Origin of the sequence: Polaromonas sp., from assembly GCF_041689105.1 — a bacterium.
Lineage (GTDB): Bacteria > Pseudomonadota > Gammaproteobacteria > Burkholderiales > Burkholderiaceae_C > Polaromonas.
The window spans coordinates 1-18,677 of sequence record NZ_JBDNGU010000133.1 but is presented as its reverse complement, the minus strand read 5'-3'; the positions used below and the strand labels follow the sequence as shown (position 1 = coordinate 18,677).

Annotated in this window: 17 protein-coding genes and 1 other RNA gene; 6 read left to right on the top strand and 12 right to left on the bottom strand. The window is 61.1% G+C overall.

Going from position 1 to position 18,677, the window contains the following annotated elements; translation table 11 throughout:
- Together ACESMT_RS14205 and ACESMT_RS14200 are read left to right on the top strand one after the other, a co-directional pair.
- Window positions 1–1,631 (top strand): NAD(P)/FAD-dependent oxidoreductase (locus ACESMT_RS14205; RefSeq protein ID WP_372827245.1); only part of this gene is annotated, 1,631 nt, incomplete at its 5' end.
- 4 nt (window positions 1,632–1,635) lie between these two features.
- Window positions 1,636–2,406 carry a DUF3047 domain-containing protein gene (locus ACESMT_RS14200; RefSeq protein WP_372827244.1) on the top strand — a complete coding sequence of 257 codons (771 nt, stop codon included), beginning with the start codon at window positions 1,636–1,638 and terminating at the stop codon, window positions 2,404–2,406.
- Window positions 2,407–2,529: 123 nt separating this feature from the next.
- On the opposite strand, the gene ACESMT_RS14195 is transcribed toward ACESMT_RS14200, so the two are convergent.
- From ACESMT_RS14195 to gyrA, 12 genes are all read right to left on the bottom strand, one after another.
- Window positions 2,530–3,021 carry a ComEA family DNA-binding protein gene (locus ACESMT_RS14195; protein WP_372827243.1) on the bottom strand — a complete coding sequence of 164 codons (492 nt, stop codon included), beginning with the start codon at window positions 3,019–3,021 and terminating at the stop codon, window positions 2,530–2,532.
- Between the two features lie 130 nt (window positions 3,022–3,151).
- A complete protein-coding gene (gene rfaD / locus ACESMT_RS14190; protein ID WP_372827242.1) occupies window positions 3,152–4,156 on the bottom strand; it encodes an ADP-glyceromanno-heptose 6-epimerase in 1,005 nt (334 codons plus the stop codon).
- Between the two features lie 18 nt (window positions 4,157–4,174).
- Window positions 4,175–5,122 carry a D-glycero-beta-D-manno-heptose-7-phosphate kinase gene (gene rfaE1 / locus ACESMT_RS14185; protein ID WP_372827241.1) on the bottom strand — a complete coding sequence of 316 codons (948 nt, stop codon included), beginning with the start codon at window positions 5,120–5,122 and terminating at the stop codon, window positions 4,175–4,177.
- Window positions 5,123–5,230: 108 nt separating this feature from the next.
- On the bottom strand, window positions 5,231–6,376 hold the full coding sequence (lapB, locus tag ACESMT_RS14180; protein WP_372827240.1) for a lipopolysaccharide assembly protein LapB: 1,146 nt from the start codon (window positions 6,374–6,376) through the stop codon (window positions 5,231–5,233).
- On the bottom strand, window positions 6,366–6,638 hold the full coding sequence (locus ACESMT_RS14175) for a lipopolysaccharide assembly LapA domain-containing protein (RefSeq protein WP_372827239.1): 273 nt from the start codon (window positions 6,636–6,638) through the stop codon (window positions 6,366–6,368). The genes lapB and ACESMT_RS14175 overlap by 11 nt, the downstream gene beginning before the upstream one ends.
- A 52-nt stretch (window positions 6,639–6,690) precedes the next feature.
- Entirely contained in the window at window positions 6,691–7,002 is a 312-nt protein-coding gene (locus ACESMT_RS14170; RefSeq protein ID WP_372827238.1) for an integration host factor subunit beta, read from the bottom strand.
- Between the two features lie 66 nt (window positions 7,003–7,068).
- On the bottom strand, window positions 7,069–8,754 hold the full coding sequence (rpsA, locus tag ACESMT_RS14165) for a 30S ribosomal protein S1 (RefSeq protein ID WP_372827237.1): 1,686 nt from the start codon (window positions 8,752–8,754) through the stop codon (window positions 7,069–7,071).
- Window positions 8,755–8,901: 147 nt separating this feature from the next.
- Window positions 8,902–10,890, bottom strand: coding sequence for a bifunctional 3-phosphoshikimate 1-carboxyvinyltransferase/cytidylate kinase (locus ACESMT_RS14160; protein WP_372827236.1), 1,989 nt, complete (start codon window positions 10,888–10,890; stop codon window positions 8,902–8,904).
- A 9-nt stretch (window positions 10,891–10,899) separates the two neighbouring features.
- Window positions 10,900–11,778, bottom strand: coding sequence for a prephenate dehydrogenase (locus ACESMT_RS14155; RefSeq protein ID WP_372827235.1), 879 nt, complete (start codon window positions 11,776–11,778; stop codon window positions 10,900–10,902).
- Between the two features lie 40 nt (window positions 11,779–11,818).
- The gene (gene pheA / locus ACESMT_RS14150; protein ID WP_372827234.1) at window positions 11,819–12,901 is read right to left on the bottom strand and encodes a prephenate dehydratase; all 1,083 of its coding nucleotides are present in this window, start codon (window positions 12,899–12,901) and stop codon (window positions 11,819–11,821) included.
- 43 nt (window positions 12,902–12,944) lie between these two features.
- On the bottom strand, window positions 12,945–13,529 hold the full coding sequence (locus ACESMT_RS14145; RefSeq protein ID WP_372827233.1) for a DUF2059 domain-containing protein: 585 nt from the start codon (window positions 13,527–13,529) through the stop codon (window positions 12,945–12,947).
- The gene (gene gyrA, locus ACESMT_RS14140; RefSeq protein WP_372827232.1) at window positions 13,526–16,183 is read right to left on the bottom strand and encodes a DNA gyrase subunit A; all 2,658 of its coding nucleotides are present in this window, start codon (window positions 16,181–16,183) and stop codon (window positions 13,526–13,528) included. Before gyrA ends, ACESMT_RS14145 begins: the two co-directional genes overlap by 4 nt.
- 255 nt (window positions 16,184–16,438) lie before the next feature.
- Between gyrA and ompA the strand changes: the two genes are divergently transcribed.
- The 4 genes from ompA to ssrA all read left to right on the top strand — a co-directional run.
- Window positions 16,439–17,083, top strand: coding sequence for an outer membrane protein OmpA (gene ompA, locus ACESMT_RS14135; protein WP_372827231.1), 645 nt, complete (start codon window positions 16,439–16,441; stop codon window positions 17,081–17,083).
- Window positions 17,084–17,151: 68 nt separating this feature from the next.
- Window positions 17,152–17,859 (top strand): bifunctional 2-polyprenyl-6-hydroxyphenol methylase/3-demethylubiquinol 3-O-methyltransferase UbiG, encoded by a 708-nt coding sequence (gene ubiG, locus ACESMT_RS14130; protein WP_372827230.1) that lies wholly within the window; start codon window positions 17,152–17,154, stop codon window positions 17,857–17,859.
- Between the two features lies 1 nt (window position 17,860).
- Window positions 17,861–18,526 (top strand): HAD-IA family hydrolase, encoded by a 666-nt coding sequence (locus ACESMT_RS14125; protein WP_372827229.1) that lies wholly within the window; start codon window positions 17,861–17,863, stop codon window positions 18,524–18,526.
- 12 nt (window positions 18,527–18,538) lie between these two features.
- Window positions 18,539–18,677: a transfer-messenger RNA gene (gene ssrA, locus ACESMT_RS14120) on the top strand; the annotation flags it as partial.

Below are 18,677 nucleotides of genomic sequence, written 5' to 3'. Positions count from 1 at the left end.
TTTACGTCAATGCCGGCACCCAGATTGCACGGATTGACTCGCTCCAGTCCATCGCCTCTCCGGCGCTGATCGGGTCTTTTGTGCTGCTCGGCGTGTTGCCGCTGATCGTCAACAAGGTGTTGCAGTTTTTCAAACGCCGCAAGGTGTATGCGCGCTGGAATCACCTGCGTCCGTCGCGTTTTGACCGCAACCTGATCGTGATCGGGGCTGGGGCTGGCGGCCTGGTGTCGGCTTATATCGCTGCGGTGGTCAAGGCCAAAGTGACGCTGGTAGAAGCCCACAAGATGGGCGGCGACTGCCTGAACTACGGCTGCGTGCCTTCCAAGGCGCTGATCCGCAGCGCGAAGCTCGCGCAACAGATGAAGCATGGCGCGCAGTATGGGCTGAGCGACAGTACGCCCGTCTTCAGCTTCAAGGCGGTGATGCAGCGGATTCACGCAGTGATCCGCGCCATTGAGCCGCATGACAGCGTGGAGCGCTACACCAGCCTCGGGGTCGAGGTTTTGCAGGGGTATGCGCGCATCGTCAACCCGTGGACGGTGGAGATCACGCTTAACGCAGGCGGCACCCAGCTACTGACGACGCGCAGCATTGTGATTGCAGCTGGCGCGCGGCCCCTCGTGCCGCCGCTACCGGGACTGGAAGAGGCAGGCTACGTGACCAGCGACACCTTATGGGACGTTTTTGCCGAACTGGACGAAGTGCCGCAGCGTCTGGTGGTGCTCGGTGGCGGGCCCATAGGTTGCGAGTTGGCGCAGGCTTTTGCGCGCCTGGGCTCGCAGCTCACGCAAGTGGAGATGGCGCCGCGCCTGATGTTGCGCGAGGACGAAGAGGTCTCAAGCATGGCGCGTGATGCGCTGGCCGCCGATGGTGTGCAGGTACTCACTAGCCACAAGGCCTTGCGCTGCGAGTTGGCCGACGGCGTGAAAACCCTGGTCGTCGAACACCAGGGCGTGGAGAAGCGCATCGTGTTCGACCAGCTCATCTGCGCTGTCGGGCGGGTCGCCCGGCTGGAGGGTTACGGGCTGGAGGAGCTCGGCATTCCCGTGCATCGCACGGTGGAGACCAACGACTACCTGCAGACGATTTACCCCAATATCTACGCCGCTGGCGACGTGGCTGGGCCGTACCAGTTCACCCATGTGGCGTCACACCAGGCCTGGTACGCGGCGGTGAATGCGTTGTTCGGCGAGTTCCGGCTGTTCAAGGTGGATTATTCGGTGATTCCCTGGACCACCTTCATTGATCCCGAAGTAGCCCGAGTCGGGCTGAGCGAACAGGACGCGAAGGAAAAAGGCATAGCATTTGAAACGACGCGCGACAACATAGACGACCTGGATCGGGCCATCGACGACAGCGAGGCGCGCGGTTTTGTCAAGGTACTGACGGTGCCCGGCAAGGACACCATTCTTGGCGTGACGATTGTCGGCACGCATGCTGGGGACCTGCTGGCCGAATATGTGCTGGCCATGCGGCACGGCCTGGGGCTCAACAAGATCCTCTCGACCATTCACACCTATCCCACACTGGCCGAGGCCAACAAATACGCGGCGGGCGAATGGAAGCGCGCACACCAGCCCAAGCGCCTGCTCGAATGGGTACGCCGCTATCACGACTGGAAGCGGGGTTGACGTGATGCAGTCAACCACACTCACCGGCGCAGGGTTGGTCCTTCTGCTGGGCCTGCTGGGCCTGCTGGGCCTGCTGGCGGCGTCCGCCGTTCCGGCCCAGACGCAGGTCCCCGCGCTCGCTCCTTTTTCTTCGGCCAGCGGTGACCAGCCGCCTGCACCCTGGCGCGTGGTGGGCGTGCCTGGCGGCAAGATACCGCTGACCAGCTATGCGCTGGCCGACATCGAGGGCCGCAAGGTGTTGCGCGTTGAAGCAATCAAGTCTTACGGCAACCTGGTACATCCGCTGCCGGCCTGGGTGCCTGATGCAGGATTCCGGCTGCGTTGGCGCTGGCGGCTGGATGAGCCGTTGCGCGGCGCCGACTTACGCCGGCGCGGGGGTGACGACAGCCCGCTCAAGGTGTGTGCGCTGTTTGACATGCCGCTTGACAAGCTGGGACTGATCGAACGCAACCTGCTGCGCCTGGCGCGTGCGGCCAGCGGCGAAAAGCTGCCGTCTGCCACGCTGTGTTACGTCTGGGATAGCGCGCTGGTCCCAGGGACGCTGCTTTCCAATGCCTACACGACGCGCGTGCGTATTATTGTGGTCAACAGCGGCGAGCAGCGCCTCGGCCAGTGGGTCAGCCATGAGAGAGACCTGGCCGCCGACTTCAAACGGGCGTTTGGCGAGGAAAGCGACACCTTGCCCCCGCTGCAGGCGGTTCTCGTGGGGGGTGACGCCGACAGCACCGGCGGCCGTAGCCTGGGTTGGGTGGGGGACGTGACGCTCTCCCCATGATGCGGACTTCCTCACAAGTCCTGACTTGCAACATCGGATTCTGGTGGGCGCCCGATGCATGAAGGCTGAGCATCCACAAGCAAAAAATCCCGCCAGAAGCGGGTTTTTGGAGGTGCAAGGAGATTACTTCTTCGCTGGTTCCGCCTTGGCACCGGCTTTGACTTCAGCCTTGGCGTCGGTCTTGGGTGTCACTGCAGCCTTGACATCCTTGGCGGTTTCTTTGACAGCGTCTTTGGTAGCGACAGCAGCGCCTTTGACCGCATCTTTGGTGGCCACGGCCGCATCCTTGGCTTTTTCAGTCACCGGCTTGTCGGCTTTGGCATCGGCTTTTACCTCAGCTTTGGCGGTGGCTTTGTAGCTGCTGCCGTTGACGGTCATGCCATCAGCCGAAAATTTGGCGGCGCTATCGATGCCCACGCCCTTGACGCGGGTGACAAAATCATTCCAGTCCTTGAAGGGCGCCTTCTTGCGCTCTGACATGATCAATGCAGACTTGACGGGACCGATGCCCTTGATGCTGTCAAGTTCGGCCGTGGTGGCGGTGTTGACATCGACGGCTGCAAAAGCCATGGCGACATACATGGCGGCGACGAAGGCCAGCAGTTTTTTGAACATCAGGAAGGTCCTCATAGATTGTTGAAAGCGGGTGAGCTCCCTGCGAATCAGGAAGTCCCGCCTTTAACGGTTGCACAGCCGCTGGCGTTGACCGGGCTGCCAGTCCGTCTGTCGACGACCTGAAAGCGGTTCAGGCCGCCTTGGCCAGTACATGCATGTAAGCAGACACACCTGTCTGGACGTCGGCAAACGTAAGGTTGCAACCAACAGCGCGCAACGCCGTCAAATCGGCCTGGGTGTAGCTCTGGTACTTGCCGACCAGCGCAGGCGGAAAGTCGATGTAATCGATCAGGCTGCCGTAGGCCGCTTCCTCCAGACTCAAAGGGGCATCGCCCTGTTGCTGGCGCAGCGTGTTGACGACGGCCAGTGCCACGTCGTTGAAGGGTTGCGCCTTGCCGGTACCCAGGTTGAAGATTCCGCGGGCGTCGGGGTGATCCAGGAACCACAGGTTGACGGCGACCACGTCATCGATGTACACGAAGTCGCGCATCTGCCCGCCCGGGCCGTAGCCGCCGTACTCGCCGAAGAGTTTGACCTTGCCTTCCGCTCGGAACTGGTTGAACTGGTGAAAAGCGACGCTCGCCATGCGCCCCTTGTGCTGCTCGCGCGGACCGTAGACGTTGAAGTAGCGAAAGCCGGCCACCTGTGTGGCCGCGTTCTCGAAACGCGGCCCCAGCTCGCGCCGCAGTTTCTGGTCGAACAGCAACTTGGAGTAGCCGTAGACGTTGAGTGGCTTTTCGAACTCGGGGAATTCACGAAACGTGTCGGAGCCGCCATAGGTGGCCGCAGATGAGGCATAAATCAGCCGCGCTTCCTGCGCCTGGCAGGCTTCAAACAGCTCACAGGACAGGGTGTAGTTGTTGTCCATCATGTACTTGCCGTCAGTCTCCATGGTGTCGCTGCAGGCGCCTTCATGGAAGACGGCTTCGACATCGCCAAACGCGGCTTCGGCAAACAGGTCGTAGAAGTCGTCAGCGTCGATGTAGTCGGCGATCTGCAGGTCGGCCAGATTGTGGAATTTGTCGCCATTCGTCAGATCGTCCACCGCAATGATGTCGTCGATGCCGCGCGCATTGAGGCCCGCGATGATGTTGGCGCCTATAAACCCGGCTGCGCCGGTGACCACGATTTTCATGACGGTTTCCCTTGAGTCTCAGCTAACGGTGAACAGCTCGTCGTACGCGACCGTTGCCGTACCGAATTTTCCGACCACAATGCCGCCCGCGCGGTTGGCCACCGGCACCGCTTCGCGCAGGCTCAGGCCAGCGGCCAGCATGGCTGCCAGTGTGCCGATCACGGTGTCGCCAGCGCCAGTGACATCGAACACCTCGCGTGCCAGCGCAGGTACGTGCAGCTGGCCCTGCGCATCGAACAGGGTCATGCCTTCCTCGCTGCGGGTCAGCAGCACGGCTTGAAGCTTGAGCGCTTTGCGCAGGTTCTGCGCCTTGGCCTGCAGGTCAGCCTCATCGCGCCAGGCACCGATGACCTGTTCGAGCTCGGCGCGGTTGGGTGTGATGGCCGTGGCATGTTGGTAGCGCGAATAGTCCGAGCCCTTGGGGTCGACCAGTACCACTTTGCCGGCGGCATGGGCCTGCGCAACCATCAGGCCAATATGAGCCAGCCCGCCTTTGCCATAGTCAGAAAACAGCACGGTGTCGTGCTGCGGCAGCAATTTTTCGAACGCGGCCGATTGCGAAGCCAGCACTTCGTTTTCCGGGGTGTTCTCAAAGTCCAGCCGCAGCAATTGCTGTTGCCGCCCGATCACGCGCAGCTTGACCGTGGTCTTGAGCTTCGGGTCGCAGCCGAAGCAAGGCGTGATGCCGGAACTGGCCACCAGGGCTTCGAGCTGACGACTGGCCTCGTCGTCGCCGACCACGCTGAGCAGCGAGGAGCGGGCGCCCAGCGTGACAATGTTGTAGGCGACGTTGGCGGCCCCACCCATGCGTTCTTCCTGGCGCGTGACACGCACGACAGGCACAGGCGCCTCGGGTGAGATGCGGTCCACCGCGCCATACCAGTAGCGGTCCAGCATGGCATCACCGACCACCAGCACACGGGCCTTGGCGAGCTGTTCACGCGATAAGTTTGAAGGTGTTGTCATGTTCGCAAATTCTTATTCAAGCAGACGCCGCGGAACTGGCTTTGCCAGGCCGCAGGTGTCGCCCCCTGCTAGGGGGAGGAGGCGAAGCCTCCATGGGGGTGTGCAATCTCATAACTCTTCAATGCGCCGCGCCGGGTAGCTGTCCCAGGCCTGGCAGCCGGGGCAGTGCCAGAAATGCTGGGTCGCCTCGAAGCCGCAGGCCGCGCAGCGGTAACGCATGAGAGACTTGGTGGCCTTGTCCAGCGTGCGTTGCACCAGAGCTTGCTGATGTGCGTTGCCGAGTTTTTCACCGGCAATCCATTTGGCTGCGGCCACCAGAGAGACCTCACGCTCCAGATGCTGCACATACCGGTCGCGCGGTTCATTGGGGCCCGCATCGAGTTTGATGATGGCCTCAACCAGGTCAATGGACGGCATGTCTGCGTAGCTGGCCAGCAGAAGGTTCAGGGCCTCTTGTTGCTGTCCGTTTTGCTGGGCGATGTTTCCCAGTAGCCCGGCAGCCAGCGGCAGGGCCTGGGGCGCGGCTTTTTTGAGCTTGAGCAGGGTCGCAAACGCATCACTGTGGCGGCCGAGCTGGCTTTGCAGCTTGGCCAGGTCGATCAGGGGACGTGGCGAGGCCGGCGCCAGGCGCACTGCCTGCTGCAGTGTCTCCAGCGCCTCGCCTGTGTCGCCCGACGCGCTCGCCGCCAGCGCCTGCTCGCACAGGTAGTGAGCCTGCCGGCTGCTGAAGCTGCCGTGGCTCGTACTGTCGAGCTTGCTGGCGATTTCGGTGGCGTGGGTCCAGTCGCGCGAGCGTTCGTAAATCGACAGCAGGGCCAGCCGGGCTTCTTCCTCGTAGCTGGTGCCTTCGAGTTTTCTCAGCGCGATCTCGGCGCGGTCGAGCAAGCCAGCCTTCAGAAAGTCGAGCGCCAGCGCATGCTGCGCGCGGTCGCGCTCGGGTTGGGTCAGGTCGCCGCGCGACATCAGGTGCTCGTGCACGCGCACAGCGCGCTCGTACTCGCCGCGCCGGCGAAACAGGTTGCCGAGCGCAAAGTGCAGCTCCGACGTGTCAGGATCGTTCTGTACCGCTTCGATGAAGGCATCGATGGCCTGGTCTTGCTGCTCGTTAAGCAGAAAATTGAGGCCGCGGAAGTAGGCCTTGGGCGCCTGCCGGTTTTCTATGCGTAATTGCCTCAGGTCCAGACGGGAGGCCAGCCAGCCCAGCGTGAAGGCAATCGGAAAGCCGAGCAATACCCAGGTGAAGTCAAAGTCCATGGTGCATGGTGGAGGGGTTCTCGCTGTGGGTGCTCTGGATGTTCAGGCGCGCATTCCTGCGCTTTGTCCACCAACGCGGGATCATCATCAAAATGCCGGCGGCCAGGCCAACAGCAAAAGTGACCAGCACCACGAGCACCAGTGGCGCCTGCCAATGCGTTCCGAAAAAGAAATTGACGGAAACCGCTTGCTGGTTGTTCAGCGCGAACGCAAACAGCGTAAAAAAAATGGCTGCTTTGAGCAGCCACATCAGGTATTTCACTTGGTGTCCCCTTGTGGTCTGGCGATTGTAGCCAGCCGCGTCGGAGCAGACCCTATTTTGGCCCGGAAACCAGCATTTCCTCGGTGCGGGCATCCACCGCTTCGCGCAGGGCCTTGCCTGGCTTGAAGTGGGGTACGCGTTTTTCCGGAATCGCCACGCTTTCGCCGGAACGCGGGTTGCGTCCCATGCGGGGCGGGCGCCGGTTGATCGAGAAACTGCCAAAACCCCGGATCTCGATCCGGTGGCCGCGCACCAGCGCATCGCTCATGGCGTCAAGAATCGTCTTGACTGCATATTCGGCGTCGCGGTGCGTCAGCTGGCTGAATCGGGCGGCCAGCTCTTCGACAAGATCGCTTCGGGTCATAGGTATAGGGGGACAGCGAAATGGCGTGCCGCTGCGCAGAGCCGGCACGCCATTCGCAGGGTCCGTTTACTTCTCGGTGTTGTCCAGCTTGGCGCGCAGCAGCGCCCCAAGGCTTGTCAGACCGGCACTTTCGCGCGAGGACTGCTGGCTCAGGGAAGCCATGGCTTCCTGCTGGTCGGCGTTGTCCTTGGCCTTGACCGACAGCTGGATGTTGCGGGTCTTGCGATCCACGTTCACCACAACGGCCGACACTTCGTCGCCTTCTTTGAGCACGTTGCGCGCGTCTTCAACGCGGTCACGGCTGATTTCGCTGGCGCGCAGGTAGCCGATGATGTCCTCGCCGAGGTCGATTTCAGCGCCCTTGGCATCCACAGTCTTGACCTTGCCAGTCACAATCGCGCCCTTGTCATTGATCGACACAAAGGTGGTGAACGGGTCGGAGTCGAGCTGCTTGATGCCCAGGGAGATGCGCTCGCGGTCCACGTCGACAGCCAGCACAATCGCTTCAACTTCCTGGCCCTTTTTGTAGTTGCGCACGGCGGCTTCGCCGGGCTCATTCCACGAGAGGTCGGACAGGTGCACCAGGCCGTCGATACCTGCAGCCAGGCCCACAAAGACGCCGAAGTCGGTGATCGACTTGATCGGGCCCTTGACGCGGTCGCCGCGCTTGGTGTCCTGTGCAAACTCTTGCCACGGGTTGGCCTTGCACTGTTTCATGCCCAGGCTGATGCGGCGTTTGTCCTCGTCGATCTCGAGGACCATGACTTCGACTTCGTCGCCCAGTGCCACGAGTTTGCTCGGTGCCACGTTCTTGTTGGTCCAGTCCATCTCGGACACGTGGACCAAGCCTTCGATGCCGGGCTCGAGTTCCACAAACGCGCCGTAGTCGGCGATGTTGGTGATCTTGCCGAACAGGCGGGTGCTTTGCGGGTAGCGGCGGTTCACGCCCATCCAAGGGTCGTCGCCCATCTGTTTGAGGCCCAGCGAAACGCGATTTTTCTCGGTGTCGAACTTCAGGATCTTGGCCACAATTTCCTGGCCAGCCGTCACCACTTCGCTTGGGTGACGCACGCGGCGCCATGCCATGTCGGTGATGTGCAGCAGGCCGTCGATGCCGCCGAGGTCAACGAAGGCACCGTATTCGGTGATGTTCTTCACGATGCCCTTGACGGCAGAGCCTTCTTTCAGGGTTTCCATCAACTTGGCGCGTTCTTCGCCCATGCTGGCTTCGACAACGGCGCGGCGGCTCAGCACCACGTTGTTGCGCTTGCGGTCCAGCTTGATGACCTTGAATTCCATGGTCTTGTTCTCGTACGGAGACAAGTCCTTGATGGGGCGGGTGTCGATCAGCGAGCCAGGCAGGAAGGCGCGGATGCCATTGACGAGAACGGTCAAGCCGCCCTTGACCTTGCCGCTGGTCTGGCCGGTGACAAATTCGCCGGATTCCAGGGCTTTTTCCAGGCTCATCCACGATGCCAGGCGTTTGGCCTTGTCGCGGGACAGCAAGGTGTCGCCATAGCCGTTTTCGACGGAGTCGATGGCCACGGAGACAAAGTCGCCGACCTGGACTTCGAGTTCGCCCTGGTCGTTTTTGAATTCTTCGAGGGGGACATAGGCCTCGGATTTGAGTCCGGCGTTGACGACAACGTGGTTGTGGTCGATACGAACGACTTCAGCGGTGATGACTTCACCGGTACGCATTTCAGAGCGTTTCAGCGATTCTTCAAATAGGGCGGCAAAAGATTCTGACATTGATTTTCCTAGTCCACAGCACAGGGTTCCGACGGCACCATTGCTATCGTTTTTAGAGCTGACTGCGGCGGTTTGGTGCGGGTGACCGCGGTTAAGTTAATGATCCTGCCAACCGTGCACTGGTGTGCCTACAAAAATGTACGGGGGTCAGAAGGGCCGGGTACTTTGCCACAGTTGCAACACGTGGGCGACCGATTCTTCAATCGACAGCTCGGAGTTGTCCAGCAGCGCAGCGTCGTCAGCGGGTTTCAAAGGGGCGGCCCGCCGTGACATGTCACGTGCATCCCTAGCCTCCAGATCCTGCTGAATCCCGGCGATTGTAGCCGAAATTCCCTTTGAAATCAATTGCTTATGGCGACGTTCGGCACGGTGGCGGGCGCTGGCTGTCAGGAAAATTTTGAGCGCAGCGTCCGGGAAAATCACTGTGCCCATGTCCCGCCCGTCAGCGACCAGCCCTGGCAAGCGCCTGAACCCGTGCTGCAGGTCCACCAGCGCCAGACGCACGGAGGGCAGGGCGGACACGCGCGAGGCGTTCATGCCGGCTTCCTCGGTGCGTATGGTGTCGGTCACGTCCTGGTCACCCAGAAAAATCTGGCCGTCGATAAAGCGCACCGGCAACTGCCGCGCCAGGGCCGCAATGGCGGCTTCCTGAGCGGGTGCGATGGCCAACCCGGCCTGTATCGCCGCCAGTGCGGTGATGCGGTACATCGCGCCGGAATCCAGAAAGTGGTAGCCCAGCCGTTTGGCGACCACAGCAGCGACCGTGCCCTTGCCGGACGCGGTCGGGCCGTCGATACAGATCACGGGCACCAGGGCGGGCTCGGTCTGGACCACCAAAAACAGGCTTTCGAAGTAATCCGGAAAGGTTTTTCCGACGCAACGCGGGTCCAGAATGCGCACCGGTAGACGCGCCGGGTTAAAGGCTGCCAGCGAAAAACACATGGCGACACGGTGGTCGTCATAGGTATGGATGGGCGCGGCTTGCCACTGGACTGGTGGTGTTACTGTCAGGTAGTCGGTCCCTTCCTCAACGCTGGCGCCGAGCTTGCGCAACTCGCAAGCCATGGCGGCGATGCGGTCGGTTTCCTTGACACGCCAGCTGGCAATGTTGCGCAGCGTGCTGGGGCCGTCGGCGTAGAGTGCCATCACCGCCAGCGTCATGGCCGCGTCAGGGATGTGGTTGCAGTCCATGTCTATCGCCTTGAGGGGCCAGGCGCCGCGGCGGATGGTCAGGCTGTTAGCGCTGGCGTCGATACGCGCGCCCATCTGCCGGGCCGCCTCGATAAATCGGATATCCCCCTGTATGGAAGCTTCTCCCAAGCCTTCAATTGTTATGCCATTTTTGTCCCCAGCCCTTGCTGCTATTGCGCCAAGCGCTATGAAATAGCTAGCAGATGAGGCGTCCCCTTCGACGTGGATATCGCCTGGCGAGCGGTAGCGACTACCGGCAGGGATGGTGAAACGCTGCCAGCCCTCGCGCTGCACCTGAATGCCGAAGCGGTCCAGCAGATTCAGCGTGATTTCGACATAAGGCCGGGAGATCAACTCGCCGACGACTTCGATGTTTATGTCGCGGCTTGCCACCAGCGGCAGCGCCAGCAGCAGAGCGGTCAGAAACTGGCTGGATACGTCGCCGCGTACCCGGATCGGGGCGTCTAGCGCCAGTTGGCCGGTGCGGATGCGCAGCGGCGGAAAACCCTCCTGGCCCATATAGTCGATGGCGCAGCCGAGCTGCCGCAGGGCATCGACCAGGTCGCCGATCGGCCGTTCGTGCATGCGTGGCACGCCCGAGAGTTCGAAATCCCCGCCGAGCAACGCAAGCGCCGCAGTCAGTGGCCGCATGGCTGTGCCGGCGTTGCCCAGGTACAGCGTGGCCTGTGCCTGGACCGCCCGCCCTCCCAGGCCGTCTATCACGGCGGTGCTGCCGTTTTCCTGGACACCGCAGCCCAGCTGGCGCAGCGCAGCAAGCATCACGGCGGTATCGTCGGAGGCCAGCAGGTCGTGCACCGTAGTGCGGCCTTCGCTCAGCGCTGCCAGCAGCAACACGCGGTTGGAGATGCTTTTGGAGCCGGGCAGGTGGACGGTGCCCCCGGCACCCGTCAATGCTGGAATGTCCAAGAAGGCGGTGTCGAACATGGGCGCGGTCTATTTATGCGATTTCGGGGAGCTGATCCGCCAGTTGGCGCGCGTGTTGCTGGCCTTGTCGATCTGCTCTTCCAGCGCATCTCCATTCGCGGCGGCGATCAGTTTTTCCAGGTCATTCAGGGTGTTCTGGAAGATATTGGACTGCTCCAGCAGCTCTTCCTTGTTGGCGACCAGGATATCGCGCCACATCTTGGGATCGCTGGCTGCGATGCGGGTGAAGTCGCGAAAGCCCGGCCCTGCCAGTGAGAGATAGTCCTTGCCCTGCGGCTGGCCAGAAATGCTGTTTATCAGCGCGAAGGCGATCAGGTGCGGCAGGTGGCTGACAGCGGCATACGCAGCGTCATGCGACTGGGGCGACATTTTCACCACGTTGCAGCCCAGCGCCGTCCAGACGTTCACCGCCTTTTCAAGCTGGACCGTGAATGTGCGTTCAATCGGGGTCAGGATGACCTGCTTGCCGAAGTAGAGGTCCGCATCGGCATTTTCCACGCCAGACACTTCTTTGCCGGTGATGGGGTGGGCCGGCACAAAACAGCCGAGATGGTCGTGCAGCACGCGCCGCGCGGCGTCCACCACGTCACGCTTGGTGGAGCCGACGTCCATGATCAGCGTGTTGGACCCGACCAGGTGGCGGATCGCCTTGAAGGTGGCTTCGGTGGCTGAAACCGGCACCGCCAGCAGCACGATGTCGGCGCCAGACACCGCCAGCAGGGCCGAGGGCGCTTCCACGTCGATGACGCCCATCTGCCGCGCCCGCTCTGTGGTGGAAGGGGACTTGCTGTATCCGACAACACGCTTGACCAGGCCGGCACGTTTGAGCGCCAGCGCGAAAGAGCCGCCCATCAGGCCACAACCTATCAGTCCCAGTTGTTCAAACATGACCGGGCGCCTGGGAGATATGTGGAGTTTTCATTATTTCTTAATCAGCTATGGGATAGGTACCCAGCACTTTATAAAACGCACAAAGCTGCTGCAGATCTTTCAGGGCCGCCGCCACATGGGGCTGAGAGGGGTGACCCTGCAGATCGATGTAAAAAAAGTACTCCCACTGGCCCGAGCGCGCAGGCCGCGACTCGAAACGCGTCATCGATACGCCGTGGGTTTTCAGCGGAACCAGGATGTCATGCACCGCACCTGGACGATTGGGCACAGACACAATCAGGCTGACACAGTCCTTGCCTGATGCCTGCGGCGCAGCCAGCACCTGCGGCAGGCAGATCACGGCGAAACGTGTGCGGTTGAAGGCGTCATCCTGGATCGCGTGGGCCGCGATGTGCAGGCCAAACTCCGCGCCAGCGCGTTCGCTGGCAATCCCGGCCCAAGTCGGGTTGCTGGCAGCCAGCCGCGCGCCCTCGGCATTGCTGGAAACGGCGCGCCGCTCGGCGTCGGGCAAATGGGTACCAAGCCAGCCCTGGCACTGCGCCAGTGCCTGTGCATGCGCAAGCACAACCTCAATGCCCGCCAGTGAGTTGGACCGGCGCAGCAGGTTATGGCGCACCAGCAGGCTGGTTTCTCCCACTACATGCAAAGGAGAATTGAGGAACAGGTCGAGTGTGCGAGTCACCACGCCCTCGGTGTTGTTTTCAACCGGCACCACGCCGAATTGGGCCGTGCCTGCCGTAGCGGCCCGAAACACCTCGTCAAAACTGGCGCAGGGCTGGTGTTCAATGCTCGAACCGAAAAACTGCACAGCCGCTTGCTCGCTGAAGGTGCCGGCCGGGCCCAGATAGGCCACCCGCTGTGGGGCTTCGAGGGCTCGGCAAGCCGACATCACTTCGCGCCAGATGTGGGAGATGCTGTCGCTTTTGAGGGGCCCGGCGTTGGCCGTCTGCAGGCCCTGAATGACCTGCGCTTCGCGCTCCGGCCGAAAAACCGGCGAGCCGTCCTTGCGCTTGAGCTCGCCGACCTCATTGGCCAAAGCCGCCCGCTGATTGAGAAGTGCCAGCAACTGCTGATCCACCGAGTCAATCTGTTGCCGTAGCTGTTGCAGATCCCGGGTCATGAATGATGTGTCTGAAACGGCGGCACCGGGCACGGGTCAGGGCTCATTTTTTGGCAGGTTTTGCCGGCGCTGCAACGGGCGGCTTGGCTGCGGGTAAAGGGCCGGCAATTTTTTCGGCTACGGCGGCAAACTGCTTGGCACGCGCCTGAATTTCGGTGCGCGACGACTCCACCAGCTTCTGGACAAACACATTGACCAGGACGGGTGTTGTGGCCTTGTATTTTTTGACGGCAGGAGATTCGAAGAAGGCGGTCAGTTGTTTCAGTTCGTCCAGTGTGAAGCGATCCATGTAGGCCGGTACCAGCGCATCGCGGCTGACCATGGCCACCTTGCTGGCGATGATCTTGTTCGCATCGGTTGCGAATTTGACGATCTCGGCGTTGATCTCTTCGCCCACTTTGGCCTGTTTGGCCTGGGGTGTTATGAGCTCCAGCCGCGGCTCCCAACTGCTGATCACGTCCTGCGACGCGCTGGTGGCGAGTTGATCGACCAGGCTGTCCAGGTCGGGGCCTTGTTGCAAGGCCACCAGGCGGGTGGCCCATTCGAGTTTTGGGTCGTTGGTCTGTGCCTGGCTGGAGGCCGAGAAGGCGCAGGCGGCCATGACCACTGCTGTCAGTATTGTTTTCATTGATTGGGTTCCGGGTTGGAGGTGGGGTTGGCTGAATCTGTGCCGGCTTCGAGATCGTTGTCATCCAGCGCTGCATCATTTTCGACGATACGCTGCAAGCCACTGAGCTGGGAGCCTTCGTCCAGGCCAATCAGGGTCACGCCCTGGGTGGCACGGCCCATCTCGCGTATTTCGCTGACACGGGTGCGCACCAGTACACCCTTGTCGGTGATCAGCATGATCTCGTCGTCCACATGCACCAACGTCGCTGCAACCACTTTGCCGTTGCGTTCGCTTTGCTGGATGGCGATCATGCCTTTGGTGCCGCGGCCGTGGCGGGTGTATTCCTGGATGGAGGTGCGCTTGCCAAAACCGTGCTGGGTGGCGGTCAGAACGCTTTGCTGCTCGTCCTCCGCCACCAGCATGGCGATCACGCCCTGGCCGTCGTCGAGCATCATGCCGCGCACGCCGCGGGCGTTACGGCCCATCGGCCGGACGTCGTTTTCATCAAAACGAACGGCCTTGCCGCCGTCGGAGAACAACATCACGTCGTGTTTGCCGTCGGTCAGCGCGGCGCCAATCAGGTAGTCGCCATCGTCGAGGTCAACCGCAATGATGCCGGCCTTGCGCGGGTTGCTGAAGTCTTCCAGCGGCGTCTTTTTGACTGTGCCCATGCTGGTCGCCATAAACACATACTGGTCTGCCGGGAAGGTGCGTTTTTCCCCGGTCAGAGGAAGCACCACGGTGATTTTCTCGCCTTCCTGCAGCGGAAACATGTTGACGATGGGGCGGCCTCGCGAGCCGCGCGAGCCGGCCGGCACTTCCCATACCTTGAGCCAGTAGAGCCGGCCGCGGTTGGAAAAACACAGGATGTAGTCGTGCGTGTTGGCGATGAAGAGCTGGTCCACCCAGTCGTCTTCCTTGGTCGCCGTTGCCAGCTTGCCCCGCCCACCACGCTTTTGTGCGCGGTATTCGGACAGGGGCTGGCTTTTGATGTAGCCGGTGTGCGACAAGGTGACCACCATGTCGGTCGGCGTGATCAGGTCTTCGGTGCTGAGGTCGAAGGAGCTGTGCTCGACCTGGCTGCGGCGGGCGCCGAGTTTGGTCTGACCGAATTCATGGCGTATGACGGCCAGTTCTTCGCCGATGATGGTCGAGACGCGCTCGGGACGTGCCAGGATGTCCAGCAAGTCGTCGATTTCTGCCATGACCTCCTTGTACTCGGCAACGATCTTGTCCTGCTCGAGCCCGGTCAGGCGCTGCAGGCGCATCTGCAGGATTTCCTGGGCCTGGGTTTCGGACAGGCGGTACAGGCCGTCGTTGCCCATGCCGTATTCTTTTTCCAGGCCGTCTGGGCGGTAATCGTCGGCATTGACCACGCCGCCGTCGGCGCGCGTGCGGGTCAGCATCTCGCGTACCAGGCTGCTGTCCCATGGCCTGAGCATCAGCTCGGCTTTGGCCACCGGCGGGGTCGGCGCGTTGCGGATGATGGCAATGAAGTCGTCAATGTTCGCCAGCGCGACGGCCAGGCCCTCCAGCACATGGCCACGCTCGCGCGCCTTGCGCAAGGTGAAGACGGTACGGCGCGTGACCACTTCGCGGCGATGTGACAGAAAGACCTGGATCAGGTCTTTCAGGTTGCAAAGTTTCGGCTGGCCGTTGACCAGCGCCACCATGTTGATGCCGAAGGTGTCCTGCAACTGCGTCTGCTTGTACAGGTTGTTGAGGACGACTTCGGGCACCTCGCCGCGCTTGAGCTCGATCACCAGTCGCATGCCTGACTTGTCGCTTTCGTCCTGGATGTGGCTGATGCCCTCGATTTTTTTCTCATGGACCAGCTCGGCCATGCGCTCCTGCAGCGTTTTTTTGTTGACCTGGTAAGGGAGCTCGTCAACGATGATGGACTGGCGCTGGCCCTTGTCGATGTCCTCAAAATGGCAGCGCGCGCGCATGACCACTTTGCCGCGGCCGGTACGGTAACCGTCCTTGACGCCGTTGATGCCGTAGATGATGCCCGCAGTGGGGAAGTCCGGCGCCGGAATGATTTCCATGAGCTCGTCGATGCTGGCCTGCGGGTTCTTCAGCAGGTACAGGCAGGCGTCGACAACTTCGTTGATGTTGTGCGGCGGGATATTGGTGGCCATGCCCACCGCAATGCCGCCGGAGCCGTTGATCAGCAGGTTGGGTATGCGTGAGGGCAGAACCAGCGGCTCTTTTTCGCTGCCGTCATAGTTGGGGCCAAAATCGACGGTCTCCTTGTCGATGTCCGCGAGCATTTCCTGGGCGATCTTGGCCAGCCGAACCTCGGTGTAACGCATGGCCGCAGCACTGTCGCCATCCACCGAGCCGAAGTTGCCCTGGCCATCGACCAGCATGTGGCGCAGGGAGAAGTCCTGCGCCATGCGGACGATTGCGTCATAGACGGACTGGTCGCCGTGTGGGTGGTATTTACCAATCACGTCGCCGACGATACGCGCTGATTTCTTGTAGGGCCGGTTCCAGTCATTGTTCAGCTCATGCATCGCAAACAGTACGCGCCTGTGGACCGGCTTGAGGCCATCGCGGGCATCTGGCAAGGCTCGGCCGACGATGACGCTCATCGCGTAATCAAGGTAGCTGCGCCGCATTTCCTCTTCAAGACTGATGGGGAGGGTTTCTTTGGCAAACTGGGTCATGAGAGGCCTGAATTGGATTTGGCGATGCGCTCGAGGAGCCAAGCCCACTGATTTTAAGGCCTGAGTTTAGGTTAGCCCGGGTGTGGCACGCTCGCAACAGAAAACAAAGAATCTTGATTCTGTGTCGGACGAAGCCGATACCGCGCTTGAACCGCGAATGAGCTATGGCACAATAACTGTAACGCTTTGAGTGATGGTCACTCACGGCGTGTATTCAATCGCAGCAAGTCTGCGGCTTTTCTCTAGAGGAGAACCATGAAGAAACTCAACAAAGTGGCAATGTTGTTTGCTTCCGCAGCGCTTGCAACCGCCGCTGGTGCACAAACAGTCGACAACTGGAAAAACGGTACGAACGAACTCGTCTGGAAAAACGGCACGAACGAATTGTGCTGGCGCAATAGCGTCTGGACACCGGCTACTGCCGCTCCAGGTTGCGACGGCGCTATTGTCCCGGTAGTACCGAAAGCAATGCCTGCTCCTGCTCCTGCGGCAGCAGTTCCTGCCAAGCCAGCACCTGCCAAGCCGGTTCCCCCTCCTGCTGCTACCAAAGTCACTTACGCTGCTGATGCGTTCTTTGACTTCGACAAGTCCGTGCTGAAGCCTGAAGGCAAAGCCAAGCTTGACGATCTGGTCGGCAAGATCCAGGGCATCAACCTTGAAGTCATCATTGCTGTTGGTCACACCGACGCAATTGGTTCCGACTCCTACAACCAGAAGTTGTCGGTTCGCCGCTCTGAATCCGTCAAGGCTTATCTGGTGTCCAAAGGCGTCGAGAAAAATCGCGTTTACACCGAAGGCAAAGGCGAGAAACAGCCAGTTGCTGACAACAAGACCGGCGAAGGCCGCGCGAAGAACCGTCGCGTGGAAATCGAAGTGGTTGGTACCCGCGCCAACAAGTAATCCCTCGCGGATCGCTTAAAAAACCGCGCCACGGCGCGGTTTTTTTATGTCCGGGCGATAATCGAATGATGCACACCACTGAAAACGCAGACCCGGCCGAACTGGCCAAATTTTCTGAATTGGCCCACCGTTGGTGGGACACCGAAAGCGAGTTCCGACCGCTGCATCAGATCAACCCCCTGCGCCTGGGCTGGATTGAGAGCCTGGCGCCACTCAAGGGCAAGCGGGTTCTCGACATTGGCTGTGGCGGTGGCATTCTGGCGGACGCCATGGCCAGACAGGGTGCGCAGGTGCTGGGCATCGACTTGGCAGGCAAGGCGCTCAAAGTCGCCCAGCTGCATGCGCTGGAGGCCGAAACGCAAGGCGTCGAGTACCGTGAAATCAGCGCGGAGGCGCTGGCGCTTGAGCAACCTGCCGGCTTCGACGTGGTGACCTGCATGGAAATGCTCGAACACGTGCCGGACCCGTCCTCGGTCGTCAAGGCCTGCGCGACGCTTGTCAAACCCGGTGGACATGTGTTTTTCTCGACCATCAACCGCAATGCCAAGGCCTTCTTGTTTGCCATTGTGGGCGCAGAATACATCCTGAACCTGCTGCCGCGCGGCACCCACGAATACGCCAAACTCATCAAGCCCAGCGAACTGGCTGCTTATGCTCGCAGCGCCGGGCTCAATTTGCAGCAAACCCGGGGCATGGAATACAACCCCTTGACCCGGCACTACTGGCTCAGCGCGAATACCAGCGTCAATTACCTGCTGGCCACGCAGAAGGCCTGATATGTTCGACCAGATTGATGCCGTGCTTTTTGACCTGGACGGTACGCTGATCGATAGCGCCCCGGACCTTGGTGCCGCCGCCGACAAGATGCGAACAGACCGCGGTCTGGCTTCGTTGCCGCTGGCCGACTACAGGCCGATGGCCGGCGCTGGCGCCCGCGGCATGATTGGGATTGCTTTTGGGTTGACGCCTGACGATGCCGGTTTCAGCGACCTGAAAGAAGAGTTTTTCGTCAATTACGAAGCCTGCATGACTGAGCGCACCTACGCTTTTGATGGGGTGGTCGAACTGATCGCCCAAATCGACAGGGCCGGTCTCAAGTGGGGTGTGGTTACCAACAAGTCGCAGCGGTTTACCTTGCCGCTGACGCGACAGATGCCCCTGTTCGGTACGGCGCAAACCATCATCAGCGGCGACACGACGCCGCACGCGAAGCCGCACCCGGCGCCCCTGCTGGAAGCCGCCCGCCAGCTCGGTGTTGAACCCGCACGCTGTGTTTATGTGGGTGACGACGAGCGCGACATCGTGGCTGGCCGCGCCGCCGGCATGCCGACAGTGGCCGCAGCCTACGGTTACCTCGGTGCGCTGGCTGATACCCGTCACTGGCAAGCCGACGCCACGATTGTTTCGCCAGCCGCGCTCTTGAATTTGCTGCGAATGGCGTAAACTAGTCAGCTTGGGGCTGCATTGGTTTCGACGTGGGTTCGGACGCGGTGTGGTGCATGTCGAGCTGAGTGTGCTCGTAAAACTGATTCAAACAAACTAACTGCAAACGACGAACGTTTCGCACTCGCTGCTTAATTGCCAGTGAGCTTTA